The 19619-nt window shown below is 41.3% G+C and carries 13 protein-coding genes, 1 tRNA gene and 1 pseudogene; 4 read left to right on the forward strand and 11 right to left on the reverse strand.

Features of this window, described 5'->3' with window-relative positions:
- Positions 1-56: 56 nt before the first annotated feature.
- The 8 genes from ACYQ2C_RS11260 to ACYQ2C_RS11295 all read right to left on the reverse strand — a co-directional run bounded on the left by ACYQ2C_RS11260 (position 57) and on the right by ACYQ2C_RS11295 (position 10788).
- Positions 57-1949 (reverse strand): SurA N-terminal domain-containing protein, encoded by a 1893-nt coding sequence (locus ACYQ2C_RS11260; protein ID WP_460102666.1) that lies wholly within the window; start codon positions 1947-1949, stop codon positions 57-59.
- Between the two features lie 545 nt (positions 1950-2494).
- The gene (locus ACYQ2C_RS11265) at positions 2495-2770 is read right to left on the reverse strand and encodes an HU family DNA-binding protein (RefSeq protein WP_460049444.1); all 276 of its coding nucleotides are present in this window, start codon (positions 2768-2770) and stop codon (positions 2495-2497) included.
- Positions 2771-3303: 533 nt separating this feature from the next.
- Positions 3304-5724, reverse strand: a complete 2421-nt coding sequence (lon, locus tag ACYQ2C_RS11270; RefSeq protein ID WP_460049445.1) for an endopeptidase La — start codon at positions 5722-5724, stop codon at positions 3304-3306.
- 286 nt (positions 5725-6010) lie between these two features.
- Positions 6011-7312: an ATP-dependent Clp protease ATP-binding subunit ClpX gene (gene clpX / locus ACYQ2C_RS11275; RefSeq protein WP_460102663.1), complete on the reverse strand. Its 1302-nt coding sequence runs from the start codon at positions 7310-7312 to the stop codon at positions 6011-6013.
- A 288-nt stretch (positions 7313-7600) separates the two neighbouring features.
- Complete coding sequence (gene clpP, locus ACYQ2C_RS11280) at positions 7601-8230, reverse strand: ATP-dependent Clp endopeptidase proteolytic subunit ClpP (protein WP_460049447.1); 630 nt, start codon at positions 8228-8230, stop codon at positions 7601-7603.
- A gap of 246 nt (positions 8231-8476) precedes the next feature.
- Positions 8477-9787 carry a trigger factor gene (tig, locus tag ACYQ2C_RS11285; protein ID WP_460102660.1) on the reverse strand — a complete coding sequence of 437 codons (1311 nt, stop codon included), beginning with the start codon at positions 9785-9787 and terminating at the stop codon, positions 8477-8479.
- A 145-nt stretch (positions 9788-9932) separates the two neighbouring features.
- A tRNA-Leu gene (locus ACYQ2C_RS11290) sits at positions 9933-10017 on the reverse strand.
- 237 nt (positions 10018-10254) lie between these two features.
- Positions 10255-10788 (reverse strand): helix-turn-helix domain-containing protein, encoded by a 534-nt coding sequence (locus ACYQ2C_RS11295; protein ID WP_460102658.1) that lies wholly within the window; start codon positions 10786-10788, stop codon positions 10255-10257.
- A gap of 432 nt (positions 10789-11220) precedes the next feature.
- Between ACYQ2C_RS11295 and ACYQ2C_RS11300 the strand changes: the two genes are divergently transcribed.
- Positions 11221-12216, forward strand: coding sequence for a GlxA family transcriptional regulator (locus tag ACYQ2C_RS11300; protein ID WP_460102716.1), 996 nt, complete (start codon positions 11221-11223; stop codon positions 12214-12216).
- Positions 12217-12224: 8 nt separating this feature from the next.
- On the opposite strand, the gene ACYQ2C_RS11305 is transcribed toward ACYQ2C_RS11300, so the two are convergent.
- Positions 12225-12743: a class I SAM-dependent methyltransferase gene (locus tag ACYQ2C_RS11305; protein WP_460102656.1), complete on the reverse strand. Its 519-nt coding sequence runs from the start codon at positions 12741-12743 to the stop codon at positions 12225-12227.
- Positions 12744-13196: 453 nt separating this feature from the next.
- Here ACYQ2C_RS11305 and ACYQ2C_RS11310 point away from each other — a divergent pair, with 453 nt between their 5' ends.
- The 3 genes and pseudogenes from ACYQ2C_RS11310 to ACYQ2C_RS11320 form a co-directional block, all read left to right on the forward strand.
- The gene (locus tag ACYQ2C_RS11310) at positions 13197-14072 is read left to right on the forward strand and encodes a tetratricopeptide repeat protein (protein ID WP_460102654.1); all 876 of its coding nucleotides are present in this window, start codon (positions 13197-13199) and stop codon (positions 14070-14072) included.
- A 205-nt stretch (positions 14073-14277) separates the two neighbouring features.
- Positions 14278-15348: a ferrochelatase gene (hemH, locus tag ACYQ2C_RS11315; RefSeq protein WP_460102652.1), complete on the forward strand. Its 1071-nt coding sequence runs from the start codon at positions 14278-14280 to the stop codon at positions 15346-15348.
- Between the two features lie 21 nt (positions 15349-15369).
- A pseudogene (locus ACYQ2C_RS11320) lies at positions 15370-15759 on the forward strand (sirohydrochlorin chelatase); the annotation flags it as partial.
- 278 nt (positions 15760-16037) lie between these two features.
- Here ACYQ2C_RS11320 and ACYQ2C_RS11325 read toward each other — a convergent pair.
- Positions 16038-17948: a beta-ketoacyl synthase gene (locus tag ACYQ2C_RS11325; protein ID WP_460102650.1), complete on the reverse strand. Its 1911-nt coding sequence runs from the start codon at positions 17946-17948 to the stop codon at positions 16038-16040.
- A 169-nt stretch (positions 17949-18117) separates the two neighbouring features.
- Entirely contained in the window at positions 18118-19251 is a 1134-nt protein-coding gene (locus ACYQ2C_RS11330; protein ID WP_460049454.1) for a patatin-like phospholipase family protein, read from the reverse strand.
- Positions 19252-19619 lie beyond the last annotated feature (368 nt).

Raw genomic sequence — 19619 nt, forward strand, 5'->3', positions numbered from 1 at the left:
TTTGTTATTTATCGATATGTTTTGCTCTATCGATGTTTTACTTTATCGGTAATATCTCACCGATATTCAACATCAGACTCATCAACAATCACTTTTCTAACATTGCTAATGTCGGCATTGCCATAGGCTTGGGCTAACTGTGCATTGACAGCGTTCAGTTCCTGCTCGGAAACCTTGGTTAAGTCCCCTTCTTTAACTTCAAGGAATTGAACTAAAGCAACACCGCCAGATGCCAATTCAACTTTTGAAAACGCAGCGTTTTCAGCGTCAGACTTGGAATAACTAAAAATTTCACTGACTAGATCAGAAGGAAACTCCGTTTGTTGTCGGCTTACTTCCCGAGCTTGAGTCAATGTCAATTCAACACCTTCCAACAAGGTTTGATTGCTTACGGCTTCTGAAAAACTTGTTCCTTTCGCAGATGCCAAAAGCTCATCAGCAACTTCCAATAAACGCTGCTGTGCTTTATCGGCTTTTACCGATTCGGCTACTTGTTCTTTAACTTGTTCCAATGACTTAACAGACTCTGGCGTGTGTTCGATTACACGGATAACCACTGAACGATTATCGCCCAAACTGATAATGTCGCTGGTGCGGCCACTTGCAATTAAGTCTTCATCGAACGCTTGATCTAAAACTTCTGGATTTGCTGCCAATCCCGCTGGAGTTTGGCGATTAAAACGTGCCGAAGTCCACAACTCAACACCCAACTCATCCGCTACAGGTTTAAGATCATTAACATTGTAAGCAATGTCTGCTAATAGCTCAGATTTTTGAACAAAAACCGTTTCCGCTTCAGAGGTTTTAATACGTTGAGCTAATTCAAATCTCAGCTCATCAAAGGTAGGAGCCGCTTTTTCTTGAACATCGGTGAGTTTGATAATGTGAACACCAAACTGTGATTCTACGGGTTCAGAAATTTCGCCCACAGACAAATTCGCCAAAGCAGTTTCGAATGGCTCTACAAAGGTAGAACCAGATGTGTAACCAACGTCACCACCGGAATCCTTTGAGCCAAAGTCTTGTGAGAACTCTTTGGCCAAAGCCGCAAAGTCTTCGCCACTGGCTAGACGCGATTGAATTGACTCTAAGGTTTCTTGGTAATCGTCGGCGCTATTGTCTAACAAGATATGCGACGCGCGACGTTCGGTAGTAGCTTGGTAATTTTTAACTTCTGCATCGTATTCTTGTTTGAGAGCTTCTTCACTGACTTCAATATTAGCAAGGAAATCGTCTGTATTAATCTCAACCGCTTCGATAACTACCGACTCAGGTTCCAAGTAACGATCTTGATGTGATTGGTAGTATTCATCGATCTCAGCATCTGATACTTCAATGGTTGGCAACACCGTATTTATGTCTAAGGTAACAAAATCAAAATCTCGGGTTTGCAAACCTAACTTAGTTAAGGCTTTAACCTCCGAATCTAGCGCGAAATTAGATTGACCAACTGTGGTTGCGTATTGATTCAACACAACCTCATCGGTTAGCAATCCTTTATAAGTTGCAACTGTGTAACCGGCACCTCGTAAGACTTGCTGAAAACGAAGCGTGTCAAACTTACCGTTAACTTGATATTCGGGAGAGGAAAGAATAATTTCATTGAGCTGCTTCTCAGAAGCCGTTAAACCGCTTTTTTCTGCAGCCTGCAACAAAGCTTTTCGCTGAACTAAACTTTCTAAGACAGGTTGACGCAATCTATCGTCACTCAAAAAGTCTGGTGGTAGGTTTTCACCAAACTGCTGAACGAGTTGTCTCTTCTGAAGTTGAAGCGCCTGATCCAATTCATACTGAGTGATGCTCTTACCGTTAACCTCAGCGACTTCTGGCACCACCGACGATTGCGAAAACAAAGAATCAATTCCAAATATCGCGAATGGAATACAAATGAGTCCAACTAGAATAATTGCGACACCACCTTTCAGGTTATCGCGAAATGATTGCAGCATGTTAGTTACCAGATAATTGTTTCGAAACGGCAATTCTAATAAGAATTTTTTTAGCCGTTATGACTTCAGTTTTAGAAAACCGACCTATATAGGAACCGGAAATCTAGTGTTGATTACCAAACGTGTATTGTTACAAAAACCACATGTAAATCAAAATATTCTTTAATAACTTCAGCAAAGTTTCTAGGTATTTAGTGATCTCAACGTAGTTTTTAACGCAATGCGATCCCTGAGCTTAACAATCTGTTCAAAATTTACTCTTCGGAGATTTTAAAAATTGAACTAAAGAATGAGTGTTTATTTTTTTAAATCTAAACATCACTGAAGAAATAAAACGCGAACATTTAAAAATAAAAAGCGCGTGAAAGAAAAATGATTCTAATTTTGAAGGGGGTATAGGTGGAGCAAAATGCTCAATTATGAAATGAAATATTCGCGAGAAAAAATTTTTATACTTTACGTATAATTTAAAAGGTCCTTCTCCCTAATTAAACTAGGAGAAGACAACCTTTAAAAACGGGTGTTTTAAATACCCGCTTAATTAACTATGGGTTTACCGCATCTTTCAATGCTTTACCCGGTTTAAAGCTTGGAATTTTTGCTGCTGCAATTTCGATTGGAGCGCCAGTTTGTGGATTACGGCCGGTACGGGCAGCGCGATCTTTCACAGAGAAAGTACCAAATCCAACGAGCACAACTTGATCGCCGTCTTTCAGAGCAGTTGTAACGGCGTCAACCATCGCGTCTAACGCGCGACCAGCAGCTGCTTTAGGTATATCTGCTGATTCCGCAATGGCTTCGATTAGCTCTGATTTATTCACACTTTACCCCTCTTATATATTGATTAGAGATTGAGTTTAATAATTTTTACTTTAATGTAATTTAGTTTTAAGCCCCGGAACCCGTGGCTCTGAGAGAGCGTTTTATACCAACAGTGCTGTAAAGGGTCAAGGAACACTCACATTAAAACAGTAAAAATCCGTAAAACAAAAAATAAACTCATCATTAGTTTAAAATTTCTACACACAAAGTGACCTTGTTTATAAAATCGAATTTATATTCAAGTGCACCGCGCAAAGAAATCAAATAAATACTTAAAAAAATATTCACGTTTTTAACCGTAAATAAAATTTCAGTGTTGTTTATTATATTGTCTACAAACTATTAGAGAAGAGAGATCATTAGAAATTCAGCATAATAAAATTGAAAGTTAATTACTTAGCGTTTATTTTTAACTTGAATAAACCCTAAAATATAATTGAAAAATACTTTTCTAACTTTCACAAAAAATCTAATGGAATCACTTCATTAATAATATAAGTGACCGAAAATAGTGATCGGCCACTCAAATTAATTAATGTCTGCTTGCAGTTTCAATAGGAGCGTCTTTTTTAGCTCGCTCTTTTTCCTCTAAAGCCCTGTATTCCTCATCTGAGAACGGTTCCGGTAAATGAGTTAGTGCAACCTCAAGTACTTGATCAATCCATTTAACAGGTTTAATAACTAAATCAGCCTTAATGTTATCGGGAATTTCTTTAAGGTCGCGTTCATTATCGGCAGGAATCAACACTGTTTTGATACCACCACGATGCGCCGCCAAGAGCTTCTCTTTTAATCCACCGATCCGTAATACCTCGCCTCTAAGAGTGATCTCTCCTGTCATAGCTACATCAGCACGAACGGGAATGTTGGTGAGAACACTCACAAGTGCAGTACACATTGCGATACCCGCACTTGGGCCATCTTTAGGTGTGGCACCTTCAGGAACGTGAATATGTAAATCAGTATTTTCTGAATAGTTTGGATCTATACCTAACACTTGAGATCGAGATCTAACAACCGTCATTGCAGCTTGAATCGACTCCTGCATGACGTCGCCAAGAGAACCGGTCTTAACCAGGCGCCCTTTTCCTCTTAAAGAAGCTGATTCAATAGTCAAAAGCTCTCCACCAACTTGCGTCCAAGCCAAACCTGTAACCTGGCCAACTTGATTCTCTTGCTCGGCCACGCCGTAGTCGAAGCGCTTCACACCCAAGTAGTTTTCAAGCACATCGCTATCAACCTCGGCCTGAACTTTGGTTTTGTCTTTAACGTGCTGAGTTACAACTTTACGGCAGATTTTGGCGATTTCACGGTCTAAACCACGCACACCAGCTTCGCGAGTGTAATAGCGGATAATATCTCTTAACGCATTTTCCTTGATGGTGATTTCACCTTCGGTCAAGCCGTTACGTTGCACTTGTTTTGGAATTAGATACTTTGTAGAGATATTAACTTTTTCGTCTTCGGTGTAGCCCGGAATTCTTATGACTTCCATACGGTCCAACAGTGGACCAGGAATGTTCATAGAGTTCGACGTACAAACGAACATTACATCTGATAAGTCATAATCAACTTCCAGATAATGATCGTTAAAACTGAAGTTTTGTTCGGGATCTAATACTTCAAGCAAAGCAGATGCAGGATCACCACGATGATCCATACCCATTTTGTCGATCTCATCTAAGAGGAATAATGGATTTTTAACACCTGCTTTAGACATTTTTTGGATTAATTTACCCGGCAACGAACCGATATAGGTACGTCTATGTCCTCGAATTTCAGCCTCGTCTCGAACACCGCCCAAAGCCATACGAACAAACTTACGGTTTGTTGCACGCGCAATAGATTCACCCAGTGAAGTTTTACCAACACCGGGAGGCCCGACCAAACACAAAACTGGCCCCTTAATCTTGCGAACACGTTTCTGAACGGCCAGATATTCCAAAATACGAGTTTTAACTTCTTCAAGACCATAATGATCTTGCTCTAAAATTTCTTCGGCACGCGCCAAATCATTACGAACTTTGCTCTTTTTAGTCCAAGGTACATTCAACATCCAGTCGATATAAGAACGCACCACCGAAGCTTCGGCAGACATAGGAGACATCATCTTCAACTTGTTCAATTCAGCACGAGATTTTTTCTCAGCTTCCTCCGGCATCCCGGCATCGGCAATCTTTTGCTCAAGATCTTCAAGCTCATTTGGCTCGTCACCAAGATCACCCAACTCACGCTGAATGGCCTTCATTTGCTCGTTTAGGTAATACTCACGTTGACTCTTTTCCATTTGCTTTTTAACGCGACCACGAATGCGTTTTTCGACTTGGAAAAGATCAATTTCAGCCTCAATAAGTCCTAGAATGTGCTCAAGGCGCTCTCGAACATTGACCATCTCAAGAATTTCTTGTTTTTGCGGAAGCTCAAGAGACATGTGAGCAACTATGGTATCTGCCAAGCGACCTGGCTCATCGATGCCCGACAAAGAGGTCATCACCTCAGACGGTACTTTCTTACTGAGATTCACATATTGCTCAAACTGACTGAGTGCCGTCTTTACCAAAACCTCGCCTTCACGGGCGGGTATCTCTTCGGGTTCAAGCAACTCGATGTGCGCTTTGTAAAAATTCCCCTCGCTATCAATTGAGGTAACGCGCGCACGCTCACCGCCCTCAACTAGCACTTTAACTGTGCCATCGGGAAGCTTTAGCAACTGTAATACCGAAGAAACAGTACCAATTTCATACAACCGATCTGGACTTGGATCGTCATCAGATGCATTTTTTTGAGCCAGCAACAATACCTGCTTGTCAGTTGCCATCGCTTGCTCTAGAGCTTCTATAGATTTCTCTCTACCGACAAACAAAGGGATTACCATGTGCGGGTAGATAACCACGTCTCGAAGTGGCAATAAAGGTAGTCCGGCGTTTGTACTTTCGAAACCTTCTGAAGACATATTAATCATTGCCTCGATAAAAATAAGTGTAATTTCATTTCAATCTAGTAAATGTTGGGAGTCTTTTACTAATTGCAACCGTAACACAGCCGTAAATACGAATTTAATATCCGTTAACCACAAACACACTACCGAAAATCCCCGCATTTGGGTATCCGACCAAAGCAACCATGGCTAAACAGGAAACAGAAATTGCGTCTGACAAGGTCAGCGTGAGGCATGTAATCGGAAAGAGTGGAGCATCAAATGCAAAACAGGCGATGTTTTAACATCGCCTGTTTACGGGTCAATCTTCAGAACTCGCTTTACTTGCTTTAGAAGTGTTGCTTGCGTATACCAAAAGTGGCTCGGACTCACCTTTGATTACACTTTCATCAACAACTACCTTAACAACATTTTCTGACGATGGAATTTCATACATTGTGTCTAGTAGAACATTTTCCATAATGGAACGAAGACCACGAGCACCGGTTTTTCTATCCATTGCTTTTTGCGCAACTGCGTCTAAAGCTTCTGGACGAAAATCGATCTCGACACCTTCCATACTGAATAGCTTGGCGTACTGTTTAGTAAGTGCATTTTTAGGTTCTGTAAGAATTTGAACCAATGCTTCTTTGCTCAATTCTTCTAAAGTAGCAATTACCGGTAGTCGACCAACAAATTCAGGAATTAATCCATACTTGACTAAATCTTCGGCTTCTAGCTCCTTAAGGGCTTCACCGAAGTTTTTCTTGTCATTGTTACTCTTAACTTCTGCACCAAAACCAATACCACCCTTTTCAGAGCGATCAAGAATGATTTTATCTAAGCCAGCAAAAGCGCCGCCACAAATAAAGAGAATGTTAGAAGTATCAACTTGCAAAAATTCTTGCTGAGGGTGTTTACGACCACCTTGAGGTGGTACCGAAGCCACAGTGCCTTCAATTAGTTTTAAGAGCGCCTGCTGTACACCTTCACCAGAAACATCTCGTGTAATCGATGGATTGTCAGACTTTCGAGATATCTTATCAATTTCATCAATATAGACGATGCCTTGCTGAGCGCGATCTACATCGTAATCACACTTCTGCAAAAGCTTTTGAATAATATTCTCGACGTCTTCACCAACATAACCGGCTTCAGTTAAAGTCGTAGCATCTGCAATGGTAAACGGAACATTCAAAAGCCTAGCCAAAGTCTCAGCCAGCAGAGTTTTACCACTACCTGTCGGACCGACAAGTAAGATATTACTCTTGCCTAATTCGACATCGTCTTTTGACTTTTTGCTATCATTGCCAATTCGAAGACGCTTGTAATGATTGTATACCGCTACCGACAACACACGTTTCGCACGACGTTGTCCGATGACATACTGATCTAGGGTTTTAGCAATTTCTTCAGGAGTTGGAAGCTTGTCCTGGTTACCTTCAGAATTGTTGTCTTGAATCTCTTCACGAATGATGTCGTTACATAAATCGACGCATTCATCGCAGATAAAGACTGATGGGCCTGCGATAAGCTTACGTACTTCATGCTGACTTTTACCGCAGAATGAACAGTATAAAAGCTTGCCGTTTTGGTTGTCTTTATCGTTACCGTGATCGGACATTAAATCACTCCATTTTTGAGCCAATGACTAGAAGATGCTAGCTTTGGACTCGTTTTGCAAGTCTTTGAAGAAAAAAATCTAACAAAGGCACTTGGCCAGCCTCCTTTGTTGGATGAAATAAATCATCGGCATACAAAAGAATTATTTAACAACTTATAAGACTAAATAATAAGACCATTCATCTAGTTTATATTTTATCCAAACATGATGAATCAGACCTTATCGACTTTTTATGTTGGCTGACCTTTATAAAGTTATTATAGATTGAAATTAGACCTTCGCACCGACTTAGGTAGGAACGCGATTCGACAGTACTTTATCAACCAATCCATATTCCGCAGACTGGGCAGCACTCATGAAGTTATCGCGCTCAGTATCTGTTTCAATTTTCGAAACGGATTGACCGGTATGATGAGCCATTAGTTCATTTAAACGAGAACGTATTTTCAAAATTTCTTGAGCTTGAATATGAATATCAGATGCCTGACCTTGAGCACCGCCACTAGGCTGATGAATCATGGTACGAGCATTAGGCAAACAATAGCGTTTACCTTTAGCACCTGCCGTCAATAAGAACGCTCCCATGCTGCACGCTTGCCCGATACACATTGTACTAACATCAGGTTTAATAAACTGCATGGTGTCGTAGATTGATAGACCTGCGGTAACGGAACCTCCAGGGCTATTGATGTATAAATGGATGTCTTTGTCGGGATTTTCAGCTTCTAAAAACAAAAGCTGGGCCACAACTAAATTGGCCATATGATCTTCAACTTGACCCACAAGGAAAATAATTCTCTCTTTTAATAGTCGAGAATAAATATCGAAAGAACGCTCACCTCTCGCAGTTTGTTCAATCACCATTGGAATCAAACCGGAGTTAACGTACATGGAATTAGGATTAATAATATCGGACATATTTATACTCTAATTGCAAAACTTAGAAACAGGATACACCACAGAAAACGACCTGAAAGCCAATAAACTAGGGGCGAGCCTGCATAGCCTCAGTCGTCAGCTTAACCCGAGTTCAAAGGATATGCCAGTGAAGTATTAACGAATAATGACAAAAAACGCCACTAATTAGTGGCGTTTTAGGAAGATAGGCGCACACATTTTGTTAGCTTACAAATAATGTGCGGCAAAGCTTACAAAGACTGGAAATTACACAGAAGCCGGTTTAATGACATCTTCATAATTGCTTTCGACTTCAGAAATTGTCGATTTAGACAATACAAAATCAACAACCTGATCTTCTAGAACAACTGATTCGATACCAGCTAATAATTGCTGATTACCGTAGTAGTAGTTAACAACTTCTTCGGGCTCTTGATAAGTAGAGGCGATTTCATCAACCATTTCTCTAACTTTATCAGCGTCGACTTTAATTTCTTGTTGCTTAACAATTTCGCTAACAATCAAACCAAGAGAAACACGGCGTTTTGCTTGCTCTTCAAACATGGTATCTGGAAGCAAAGAACGCAAATCTAGATTCTGAGCACGACCACCAAACTGCTGAGCCGTTTGTTGACGCAAAACATCGATCTCACCAGCAACCAAAGCTTTTGGCAACGCAACTTCATGAGCTTCGATAAGCTTATCCATCACTTGAGTCTTTAGTTTGTTTTTGCCAGCGTTCTTCAGCTCGCGCTCCATATTAGCTTTTACTTCTTCACGGAATGCGGCTTCATCTTCGACTTCTGTACCAAAAGCTTTGAAAAAGTCTGCATTAAGCTCAGGCAATTCTTGTTCGCTCACCGAATTAACAGTGATTTTGAACTCAACAGCAGCGCCTTTTAGCTCTTCTGAATGATAATCTTCTGGGAAAGTTAAAGGGATAGCCTTCTCTTCGCCGGCAGATAAGCCGATGATGCCATCTTCAAAACCAGGGATCATTCGACCAGAACCCAATACTAGGTCTTGACCTTTAGCACTACCACCTTGGAATTCTTCGCCGTCTTTGGTGCCAACGAAATCAATATTTACCTTGTCTTCTGTTTGCGCAGCGCGTTCAACAGATTTCCAAGTAGCTTGTTGCTTGCGCAGAATATCGATCATTTTATCGAGATCTGCGTCAGTTACTTGCGCATTAAGCTTCTCAATTTCGAAGCCCTCAATGCTGTTTAAAGTAACTTCTGGATAAACTTCAAACGTTGCAACGTACTGAAAACCTTCACCATCTTTGATTTCAAGAGGTTCGATCGAAGGCTGTCCAGCTGGTTTAATTTCGTTTTCTTGAACGGCTTTCGGGAAAGTTTGGTTAATTAAGTCGCCCATAACTTCTTGACGAACACCCAAACCAAAGCGTTGCTTAACAACTTTTAGAGGAACCTTACCTTTACGAAACCCGTTTAGACGTATGGTTTTAGCGGCTTCAGCAAGTCGCTTTTCAACTTCGCCATCAAACTGCTCTGCGGGAATACCCACAGTCATTTTACGCTCTAATCCTTCGGTGGTTTCGATTGAGACCTGCATGTTGATCCTCTAGCTATATAAACTTAATACCCTGTATCGCCAGCTACGACGTATGTCATGCACGATAAGGAAAAAGGAGAAAAGTGGTTTTCAAAATATGAAAAAGCGCAAGCTGACGGAATCAACCTGCGCATAAAATTCAATGTGGTGCGGACGGAGAGACTCGAACTCTCACACCTCGCGGCACCAGAACCTAAACCTGGCGTGTCTACCAATTTCACCACGTCCGCATTGAAAAAGCTTTTTCCTAAGCTTGGAAGAACTTTACCTAAGTTTTTGATTTTATTCAATAAAATCTTTTTTCTTAAGTGCTCTACCGGAAAAGCGGAGCGCATTGTGCCATAGGATTTTCAGGTCAGCAACACAAAAATTAAAAATTACATTAAATTTGTAGATTTTCTTAAAAACTGCACTAAGGGCAATCAAAAAGAATATTTTTTACTCGAAAAATTAGTAACTTACGGGCATTACGAGGCTCTGGACATGGTACAAATACACCCTTTAAAACCAACATTTCGTATTCGATAAGGCTGCATGGCATAGATGTAATACCCATCACCAACCGACAAAACCTTTACCTGACCCGCAACAGCAACTTCCAACTCCCCTTCGAAGACTAATCCAGCGATGTCTTTCGTTGAACGAAGCATATCTTCACCGGTATCACTACCTGGCGGATAAAATTGCCAAAAAAGAGAAACCGTGCGTCGTTTGTCATTACCGACTAAGCGCGCTTGAATAAATCCATCGCCCTGATCGGGTAATTCGGAGGACGAATAAAAGGGATTATGTGAAGAATGCAGATCTAAACTGAAAAAATCCGCTAAGGAAATTGGCACGCCATCGAGCACTTTTTTAAGGGAGGACACCGAAGGACTGATACGCCCCTGCTCCATTTGCGAAATTGCACTGTTAGCGACACCGGCACGACGGGCCAGCTCTCGCTGTGACCAGCCGTTGAGCTTACGCAACCATTGTATGCGTTCTCCGATCTCAAGCACGCACCACTCCAATTCGGTAAAGGCATCTTGCAATACTTAGATGATTTCTAACCATCTATCTAAGACAAAAGCCTCTAGATAAATTTTCGAACTAAACGAACCGATAATGTACCGAGAAAATAATTTCTTACTAAAGATAAATAGTTAATAAGAGATTTATAATTTAAACAGAAAATGCAATAAGCAAAGAGATATGCAACTCACCAGGCGGGATGCATCTGATACGCAATAATTTTGCGACAGCAACGACATTGAATTCTTAACTGAACAATACAAAAGACAGCTTTGTAATCTGGCTCTTCGCCTTCCTTTTAATTACCAGAAGTTTTTGTGTTTTACGTTGATGATATAAATTCTGGGGGTGGTATAACTTTCTTGGTTTACATTTTTACATCACAATGTCGGATCAAGTTCTTAGCGTTAACAGTTATGATTCAGCGTATATATTTTGTTCTTTGTGATGAGATGCTTGCGTCCAGCGCCACTTTACCCATGGAAATGCTCAATGCTGGAGAAAGCATTGCACGCTCGAAAAATCGAAGATCAGCACGGCTAGAAATACAAACAATTGCTCAGGATGCAACCCCCATTAAAACCCGTGCGGGCATACCTTTAACACCATACACAGTATTCGACGCACAACCAGAAGCCAACATTATCTTTCTACCTGCTCTCTGGCGAAATCCACGATTACGTTTACGAGAAAACCCTTCCATCTATTCTTGGTTAACGCAACAGGTACAAAATGGCGCCATTGTAAGCGCAGTCGGAACCGGGGTGTGCTTCTTGGCGGAATCCGGCCTACTTGATGGTAAAGCGGCCACAACTCATTGGCATTACTTCGATCAATTCCAAAAGTACTATCCGCGAGTCGATTTAAAACGCCAGTATTTCATTACCCAATCAGGAAACCTATTCTGCGCCGCCAGCGTAAACGCCCTCGCCGACCTGACCGTGCATTTTATTCAAAGAATCTACAACCAAGAAATTGCCAATCATGTTGAGCGCCATTTTTCCCATGAAATTCGTAGATCGTATGAAGAACGCGGTTATTTCGATGGCAAGATAAATCAACATCCCGATGAGGATATTGTGCAAGCACAAATGTGGTTACACGATAACTATGGAAAAGATATTCGACTCAGTGAAGTGGCAGAGCGATTTGAAATGAGCGTAAGATCATTTAATCGTCGATTTAAAATCGCCACTAACAAATCACCCCTACAGTATTTGCAGGAAATCAGAATCACGGTCGCCAAAGATTTACTTCAAACCAGTAATCTCACCATTCACGAAATTGCCTATAAAGTTGGCTATTCCGATATGGGTCACTTTGTGGGTTTATTTAAAAAGCTACTTGCTACCACACCCAGCGAATACAGAACCACCGTACGCGCCAAATTATTCAGTGCCGATCAGCACTCGTAATTTGCGCACTATTTTTTTGTCAGTACAACAACATCCGCAGCAACAAATTCAAGCTCAGCTCGCCAAAAGTTGGCGATCCACTGCAATGTCTTTTCGTGAAAATAGGTGATGTGAGTGGGATCATTTTTGTAATGCCACGACTTAAATCGTTCAAGATCCAACCAACGCTTGGTCATAATCACCAAAAAACCACCCACTTTCAAAGTATTAAACAGTGTATCTAGTATTAACGCTGGATCAGCCAAGTGCTCTACGACTTCTGTGGTTACAATAAAATCAAACCTATTATCCAAAATCGTGTTATTTGGATAATAAAATTTATCGAAAAGCTCGACGGTGTGCCCATACTCAGAAAGGATTTTGGCCAGCATTGGTGCCGGACCACAGCCAAAATCTAAGCCGTAAGACTTTTGCTGTAAGCGGCCAAGAAGTGGCTCCGCTGCGCGGGTAAGAAATTGACGATAGCCGACATCGGTCAATGAATTTTCGTGTTTATCGTATTCTTCTCGCTCTTGATTGTCCGTCAAATGGAATTCTTTCGGCACATGAACCAGGCTACAAATCGCACAAATAAAGTAACTCCTCCGCTTATCTTGATGAAATAACGAGCAAACCGCGCCACATAATGGGCAAATCTGAACCAACATTTAATCTTTCTCTTAGCCTTGACTGCCTTAGTGAACCCATTCTGATGTTAACACCGCACCAGTATTGATAAGGCGATTACCAATTTCGTCATAATTTCAACCAGTTACGATTATGGAGAATGAAATCTCGCTTCTGTGTTACCGATAGTTCGAACTCGATTAGAGTCTCCTATACTGAACAAAACCATTTATCAGAAAAATTTGACCAGTAATGCCCTGTTCAGCGTAAACTTTCTAAACTAATGAGTGTGATCTTGTTATCACTTTACAGCCCTACCTTGATCATTTGCGGTAGTGATTTACGATTTTCACGGTTGAATTGAGGAAACGATTTTGAACAATCACCAAACACAATCCAAACGTTCATCGTTTCTTACGCTTATCGTCACAGCTGTTTTCACATTGTCATCATTAGAAGGACACTCAGCGCTGAGTCCATCCTTTGAAGCGGATCGCCTGTTGATTGAAGCTGAAGATTTAATCAGTCAGAGTCAATTTTCGAAGGCAAAAGAATCTTTATCCCGCTCGCTCTCTTTAAGAACTGATCCACCACCACGATTTTATTTCTTGCAAGGACGTGTTTACGCTGCTCTAAACGAACCTCATAAAGCATTATCATCTTACGAATCTTACATAGAGCACGCAGGACGAAGCGCACCGGAGTATTTTGAAACCTTACGATTAATCACCAAACTGCGCGAGCAAACGCAGGGGCCCTCAAAAACAGTAGCCGACGATAGTCTTAAAGCCAGCACCGCTAAGATTAAATGGTCAAACGATCTCGATGTTGTGGACGATTATTATCAGTATCTGGAATTTTTGTATCAAACCGACGACACCGTAAAAGCCGTTACACAGCACATCAATAATCTTCTCGAATTTTACGGCTACGGTGAAACCTCAGTAGTTGCCTCAAATAAGCTCGAAGGAGCTCATCGCCACAAAATTAGCGTAAAGCTGCCTGATACTGTCATCACAACGACTCAGAATTTGGCAAACACTAAAAGATTAACCACAAATCAGCGATTTTCTGTGTACGGAGTTGATCCATATTTGCGTTATGAGTGTGGACTCGAAAATGCCAGTTGCCAATTGCTTAACCCCACCGATGGTAGCACTTGGCTAGAAATTATCGATAATCAACCGGCAGCAGAGGAATTATCGCGAGCAATATCGTCTTTGGTACGGTTATTACAAAAACAATCATAAGACAGACTTTGCATTTTTGAGGGATAAAATGATTCAGCTCTCTAAATAAATATTCCATCGGATTGCATGGAATGCAGAAATCATCAAAAGCATTGAACCGAACTCAGACACTTTTACGTATAATGGCGCTTTGATAACACGCAACCAAGCTAAGCATTAAAAGGCTTAGTGCTCACGACCTCGAACGTTGATAAGTTGAAAGCGCATGAAATACCAAAATACAAAAAATTTTAATCATCAACACAACGAGAAAATTGGTGTACTCATTACCAATTTAGGCACTCCAGACGCACCAACACCCTCTAAGCTAAAAACCTATTTAAAGGAATTTCTGTCTGATCCACGAGTTGTCGAAATCCCAAGGTTGATATGGTGGTTTATCTTAAATGGAATTATTTTAAACGTGAGACCTAAAAAGTCGGCTCATGCTTACGCATCGGTTTGGACAGAAGAAGGCTCGCCATTGATGACCATTACTAAGGCGCAGCACCGCGCGCTCAGTGAGATGCTGGACGAGAATCTGGTGGTTGAATTTGCCATGCGCTACGGCAATCCGTCTATCACATCTGTGATTCAAAAAATGTCGGAAGCCGGTGTTAGAAAATTAGTCGTATTACCGCTCTACCCTCAATACTGCGCCGCCACTACTGCATCAACCTTTGATGCCATCGCGCAAGATTTTACCCAACGCCGCTGGCTACCGGAACTGCGCTTTATTACACATTACCATGATCATCCTTTGTACATAAAAGCCTGCGCTGAAAAAATTAAAAAACATTGGCAGATACACGAACGAGCCGAAAAAATCGTTTTTTCGTATCATGGTGTGCCTAAACATTATTTGGATAATGGCGATCCTTATTTTTGTGAATGCCATAAAACCACCCGACTCATTGCCCAAGCGCTAAATCTCCAAGACGGTGATTATCTAACAACGTTCCAATCTCGATTTGGTAGAGAAGAATGGTTGCAGCCTTATACCGATGAAACCATGAAGTCGTTACCATCCAAAGGTACCAAATCTGTTCAAGTATTTTGTCCGGGATTTTCCGCTGACTGTCTGGAAACCATCGAAGAAATTAACGTTGAAAATAAAGGCTATTTTATTGCCAACGGCGGTGAGCGCTTTGAATACATAACGGCATTAAATGATGAACCCGAGCATATTCAAGCACTGGCTCAAATTGTTAATGACAACCTTAAGGGTTGGGCGATTGCAAACGAAGATCGACAACAGCAAAGCCAACGAGCAAAAGTACTCGGTGCAACGTTTTAATACTCAGATTTTCATCAAAAGGTAAATAATGCCATGAGCACAAACACAAAAGCTTTATTGGTTATGGCGCATGGCAGCCGCGCGCAAAAAGCTAACGATGAATTTAAAACCATTGTTAACCAATTATCTGAGTATGTAAGTGGCTACAAAATCGTAGAACCTATTTTCTTAGAACTTTGCGATCCTTCTATGCTGGATGCAGTGGAGGTGCTTTATGAAAATGGCATTGAAAATATAGATATCTACCCGATGTTTTTTAATCAAGGAAAGCACGTTGGCGTAGATATTCCCGCACAAATACAAGAATGCTTAACGGCTTACCCAAATTGCACGATTACGCAATTAGACTATTTTGGATCGAACAGCGAATTTGCGAAAATAATGGCCAAACACATCGAGTCACAGGGTTAATTACGCCTTATTTGGTAAATAATGGCTAAGAATTAATTGACGTTAATCATTAATCTAAAAGAATAGTAACCCGCATACATTCGCTTTTTTTGAGTGTATGCGAAAAACCACTTAAGGAATCTTTGATTAATTTTTCGATTATTAGATCAGAGATTTAATAGAAGAGTAGGAAACGAAACAGCGATTTTTAATTTTTTCACGATTTCAATCACTTACGCATCTAGAAATTGACGGCACATCCTTGTACCACAAGAAACTCTAGATGAATCAGGGTTTCCTTAAAGCATGTCTTTGTAGAGATTCGACATTTCCAAACTTATTGGATTTTCAAATCCGGGAACGCGGATGCTTGTGGTGGTCATTTCAATCTTACCTTCTTCAATAACACCTTCACCAAACTGATAAATTACCTGTAAATCTCCGGCTAAAGCGCTTTGATCGTATTCGTTTGCGCGTGTTACGGTAGCGTCTAGCTTAGAAAAATACTGATCTAAAACGTCGGAACCCCAGCGCTTTTCGAGCATTTGCAGAGTTTTTTCTGGCGATACTAAAATACCAGTAGCGTTGGCGCCCCCAAAACCTTTCGAGTTGATAAAAGCCAAATCAAGATTATGTTCGACTTTAATGTCATCCAAGAAAATATTTAAATGACTTCGTGCAACATCGTCGGCAATATTATCCGCGGTGCGAATTCCGGGCAGAACTTTATATTTAAACATACCCAAAGCCGCATTCACTTGATCACCGCTGGCAGGCGCCAAGGAATGGCCCAAAAACGCTTTAATGGCAATGGTTGGCCAATTTTCTATGCCGAACGTCTTAGCGACTTCGTCAAATAAAACAGATTCGGTTTCTCTATTCTTAGGTGTGCTAGATCCGTGAGCCAATAAAATACTCGACTGAACTGACTCCTTGCCAAACATAGATTGAGCACTGGCCACAGCCCGAGCCATAGTCAAATAGTTACCGGCGCCGGGAGCAGAAATAGACTTTTTATAACCGTCTGAATTTAAGAATACCCCGGCAACAGAACCGTGAATTTGCGCACCCAGCTCAAGAGCTAATTCGTCATCCATTAACACCGTAAATTGGCTAGATTCAGCAATCGTAAAACCGCAGTTATCAGAAAATGGACGACTGGAGCGACTGTGGTCAACCTCATCAACATTGTATAAACGCTTTTGAGCGTCTTCAGTTGCTAAAGCACCCATGGTTGCGTAACCGTCGATAATTTCACTGGTTACCGGCGCTTCACAACCACCAACAATTACCACACGCTTACGACCGCTACGAATTTCTTCTATAGCAGTGTTCATATTATACAAAAAGCTTGCGCAAGCCCCGGTAATAGAAGCCGAACTACCCACGCTACCAATAACATAGGCGTTGATAAAATCGGTAGTCATTGAGTTGAGGCCCAAAATTAAATTTTTGGTCGACACGCGCGAGCCAAGTAATCGAGACTGCAACATTCCGCCTGCGCCGTGCTCATCAAGCTGCGCCATAATATTACTGGCATAAACACCGATTTCATCGGGAGAAACTGCTTTCAATATATCTTGCCAATCTATCCCCACCGAACGAATGGCGTCAGACGCACCCAACACCGCCATTTGCAGCGCACGAGGGTGAAAGTGGGAATTATAATGGCTGGAGATATCGAATCCTTTTGGCAACTGTCCCGCAGATTTAACCGGAAAATCACGATAGCTATCGACTTTAATGTTGCTCAAAGAACTGATGGCGATGGTGGTAGTTTTGCCGTCTTCGGCAATAATTTCCCAACCTTCGGGTAATGGCTCTGGTAAATCGCGAGTACGGACTTTAAATTCGATCGCTTCACCAGTTGCCGAATCTAAAGTGGTTTTTTTGTGCCATTTGACGTTATCAACATCGAAATACACGTCTTTATCAATACGACGAATTAAAGTGTTCGCGAGTACATCTGTCTCTAATAACCCAACGGTTTGCTCTAACGACAAACCCGACTGTTCACCAACGATGTAACCATTTTCGCTTTTTTTGGCATAACCCATTAACACAGCTAAACCAGCAATTGTCTTGTTGCGCTCTGTCGAATCGATACTATCGATTACTAAACGTTTATAACCGTGATGAAAAGATGTACGACCAGCGGCGTTATAGCCGCCAAAACCAACAATTACAGGTAAACGTGCAGACAAAGTCATGGTAATTCCAAAGAAGGTCAGAGCTAGATCAATTATAGCGTGCAGTCTAGTGCGCCAAGAAAGGATACTAAACGGGTTTTATGGTCATAAATGTTGGCATTTCAGCCAAAACATGCACCATTTGGATTACTTCGCAGAATCACGAATAATAAATAACCACTTCGAATAATCAATCTTCAAAAAAGCGCAATATCTTGTCACGTTCCCACATAGCATCTTGGTAACCAAGATCCATCAGAGTTTTCGTGAATTTATTAGAAAATAAAAGATAACTGGCCAAACCGGCTCCACCACCTTTTGCGGTAGCGCCAGACGATGCCAAGATTGCTTTCAAAGGTTTAGGAAGATAACGGACATGACGACCGGCGATTCGATCTACGTCTTTGGTGGGGGAAATTGAAATCGATTCTATTTTTCGCGCTTTAGGATGACCCACCCTAAGCGGCGCTGGAATCAAATTAATTAAGTCGTTGACGTGCTCTAAATGCTCTAGATCGGCATCCATAGAATCCAAAAAAGCGGAATCTAACAAATGCCCAAACATTTGCCCCATAGAAGGAGAATGTTTAGCCATATGCCGTTTGTTCCAGTGTTCAGGATTTCGGCTATCGCTCACACCCACAATGAATATTTTATCGGCGCCTAATTGCAACGCGGTACTCAATGGCGATAACTGTCGAACAGCACCATCGCCGTAATATTCATCATTAATTTTTACGCTTGGAAAAACTCCGGGAATCGCAGAAGACGCCAAAAGGTGATCAATGGATAGTTCCGTAGACAACCCTAAACGATTATAACGGCGCCAATTGCGAATGGATGAATGTCCCTGAAAGAAACTAATGGATTCACCGGTACTGTAGGCCATGGCAGTTACAGCAACAGCGTGAAGTTTTCCAGATTCAATAGAAGGTTTTAGGTTTGAAAAATTAATATGACTTTGCAGCAGAGTTTTCAGCGGGGAATTGTCGAGTAAGGCTATGGAGTCAGACTTAGCGATACCCTGATTAAAAAACGCTCCGGTAAGACGTTTTACGCCCAAAGCAATATCTTTCCAGCCAGCTTTTACGACATTTTCAACGTGTAGGTTATCCCAAATAGTCACCAAATCAGCAATGGCGTTATCGAAGGTACTTAAATGCGATGCCAAGGCCAGCGCATTAATTGCTCCAGCCGATGTACCGCAAATAATGGGAAAAGGAGAAGTTTCAGACTTGCCAATAATGTCATTAACGGCATTTAACACACCAACCTGATAGGCGGCTCTAGCACCGCCACCAGATAAAACTAACGCTCGGGACATTCAATCACTTTTAATGGTTAATTAATGAGGACTTTTAGAAGCCCCTGATTAACTCTTCCTGAATTTAACCAGAAGGCAAAAATTGCTAATGAGCCTAACGAAAAAGGCCCGTTAAGCAAAGAAAAAACTGGAAAAGAAAATAACCGAATACTTATAAATTTCGAAAATAAAACCGGTTATTCGTTACTCGAATTTTTAAGTTTTCGAAGCAGTAACACTAATAATCCAGTGAGAGCAGCAATTATTAAAATCAACAGTAAAAACAGTACGCAAATTAGAAAAAAATTACGTATGGCGTAAGCCGGTACTCCCCACCCCCACACAGCCAGTCCTAGAAAAGACGCTAGAGCGAACACACCAACAAGTGT

This window comes from Sessilibacter sp. MAH3, from assembly GCF_054658275.1.

Excerpts from the sequence above, each read along its gene's own strand:
- ACYQ2C_RS11260 (WP_460102666.1), bottom strand. The coding sequence starts at position 1,949 with ATGCTGCAATCATTTCGCGATAACCTGAAAGGTGGTGTCGCAATTATT.
- lon (WP_460049445.1), bottom strand. The coding sequence starts at position 5,724 with ATGTCTTCAGAAGGTTTCGAAAGTACAAACGCCGGACTACCTTTATTG.
- clpX (WP_460102663.1), bottom strand. The coding sequence starts at position 7,312 with ATGTCCGATCACGGTAACGATAAAGACAACCAAAACGGCAAGCTTTTA.
- clpP (WP_460049447.1), bottom strand. The coding sequence starts at position 8,230 with ATGTCCGATATTATTAATCCTAATTCCATGTACGTTAACTCCGGTTTG.
- tig (WP_460102660.1), bottom strand. The coding sequence starts at position 9,787 with ATGCAGGTCTCAATCGAAACCACCGAAGGATTAGAGCGTAAAATGACT.
- hemH (WP_460102652.1), top strand. The coding sequence starts at position 14,278 with ATGAAATACCAAAATACAAAAAATTTTAATCATCAACACAACGAGAAA.
- ACYQ2C_RS11325 (WP_460102650.1), bottom strand. The coding sequence starts at position 17,948 with ATGACTTTGTCTGCACGTTTACCTGTAATTGTTGGTTTTGGCGGCTAT.
- ACYQ2C_RS11330 (WP_460049454.1), bottom strand. The coding sequence starts at position 19,251 with ATGTCCCGAGCGTTAGTTTTATCTGGTGGCGGTGCTAGAGCCGCCTAT.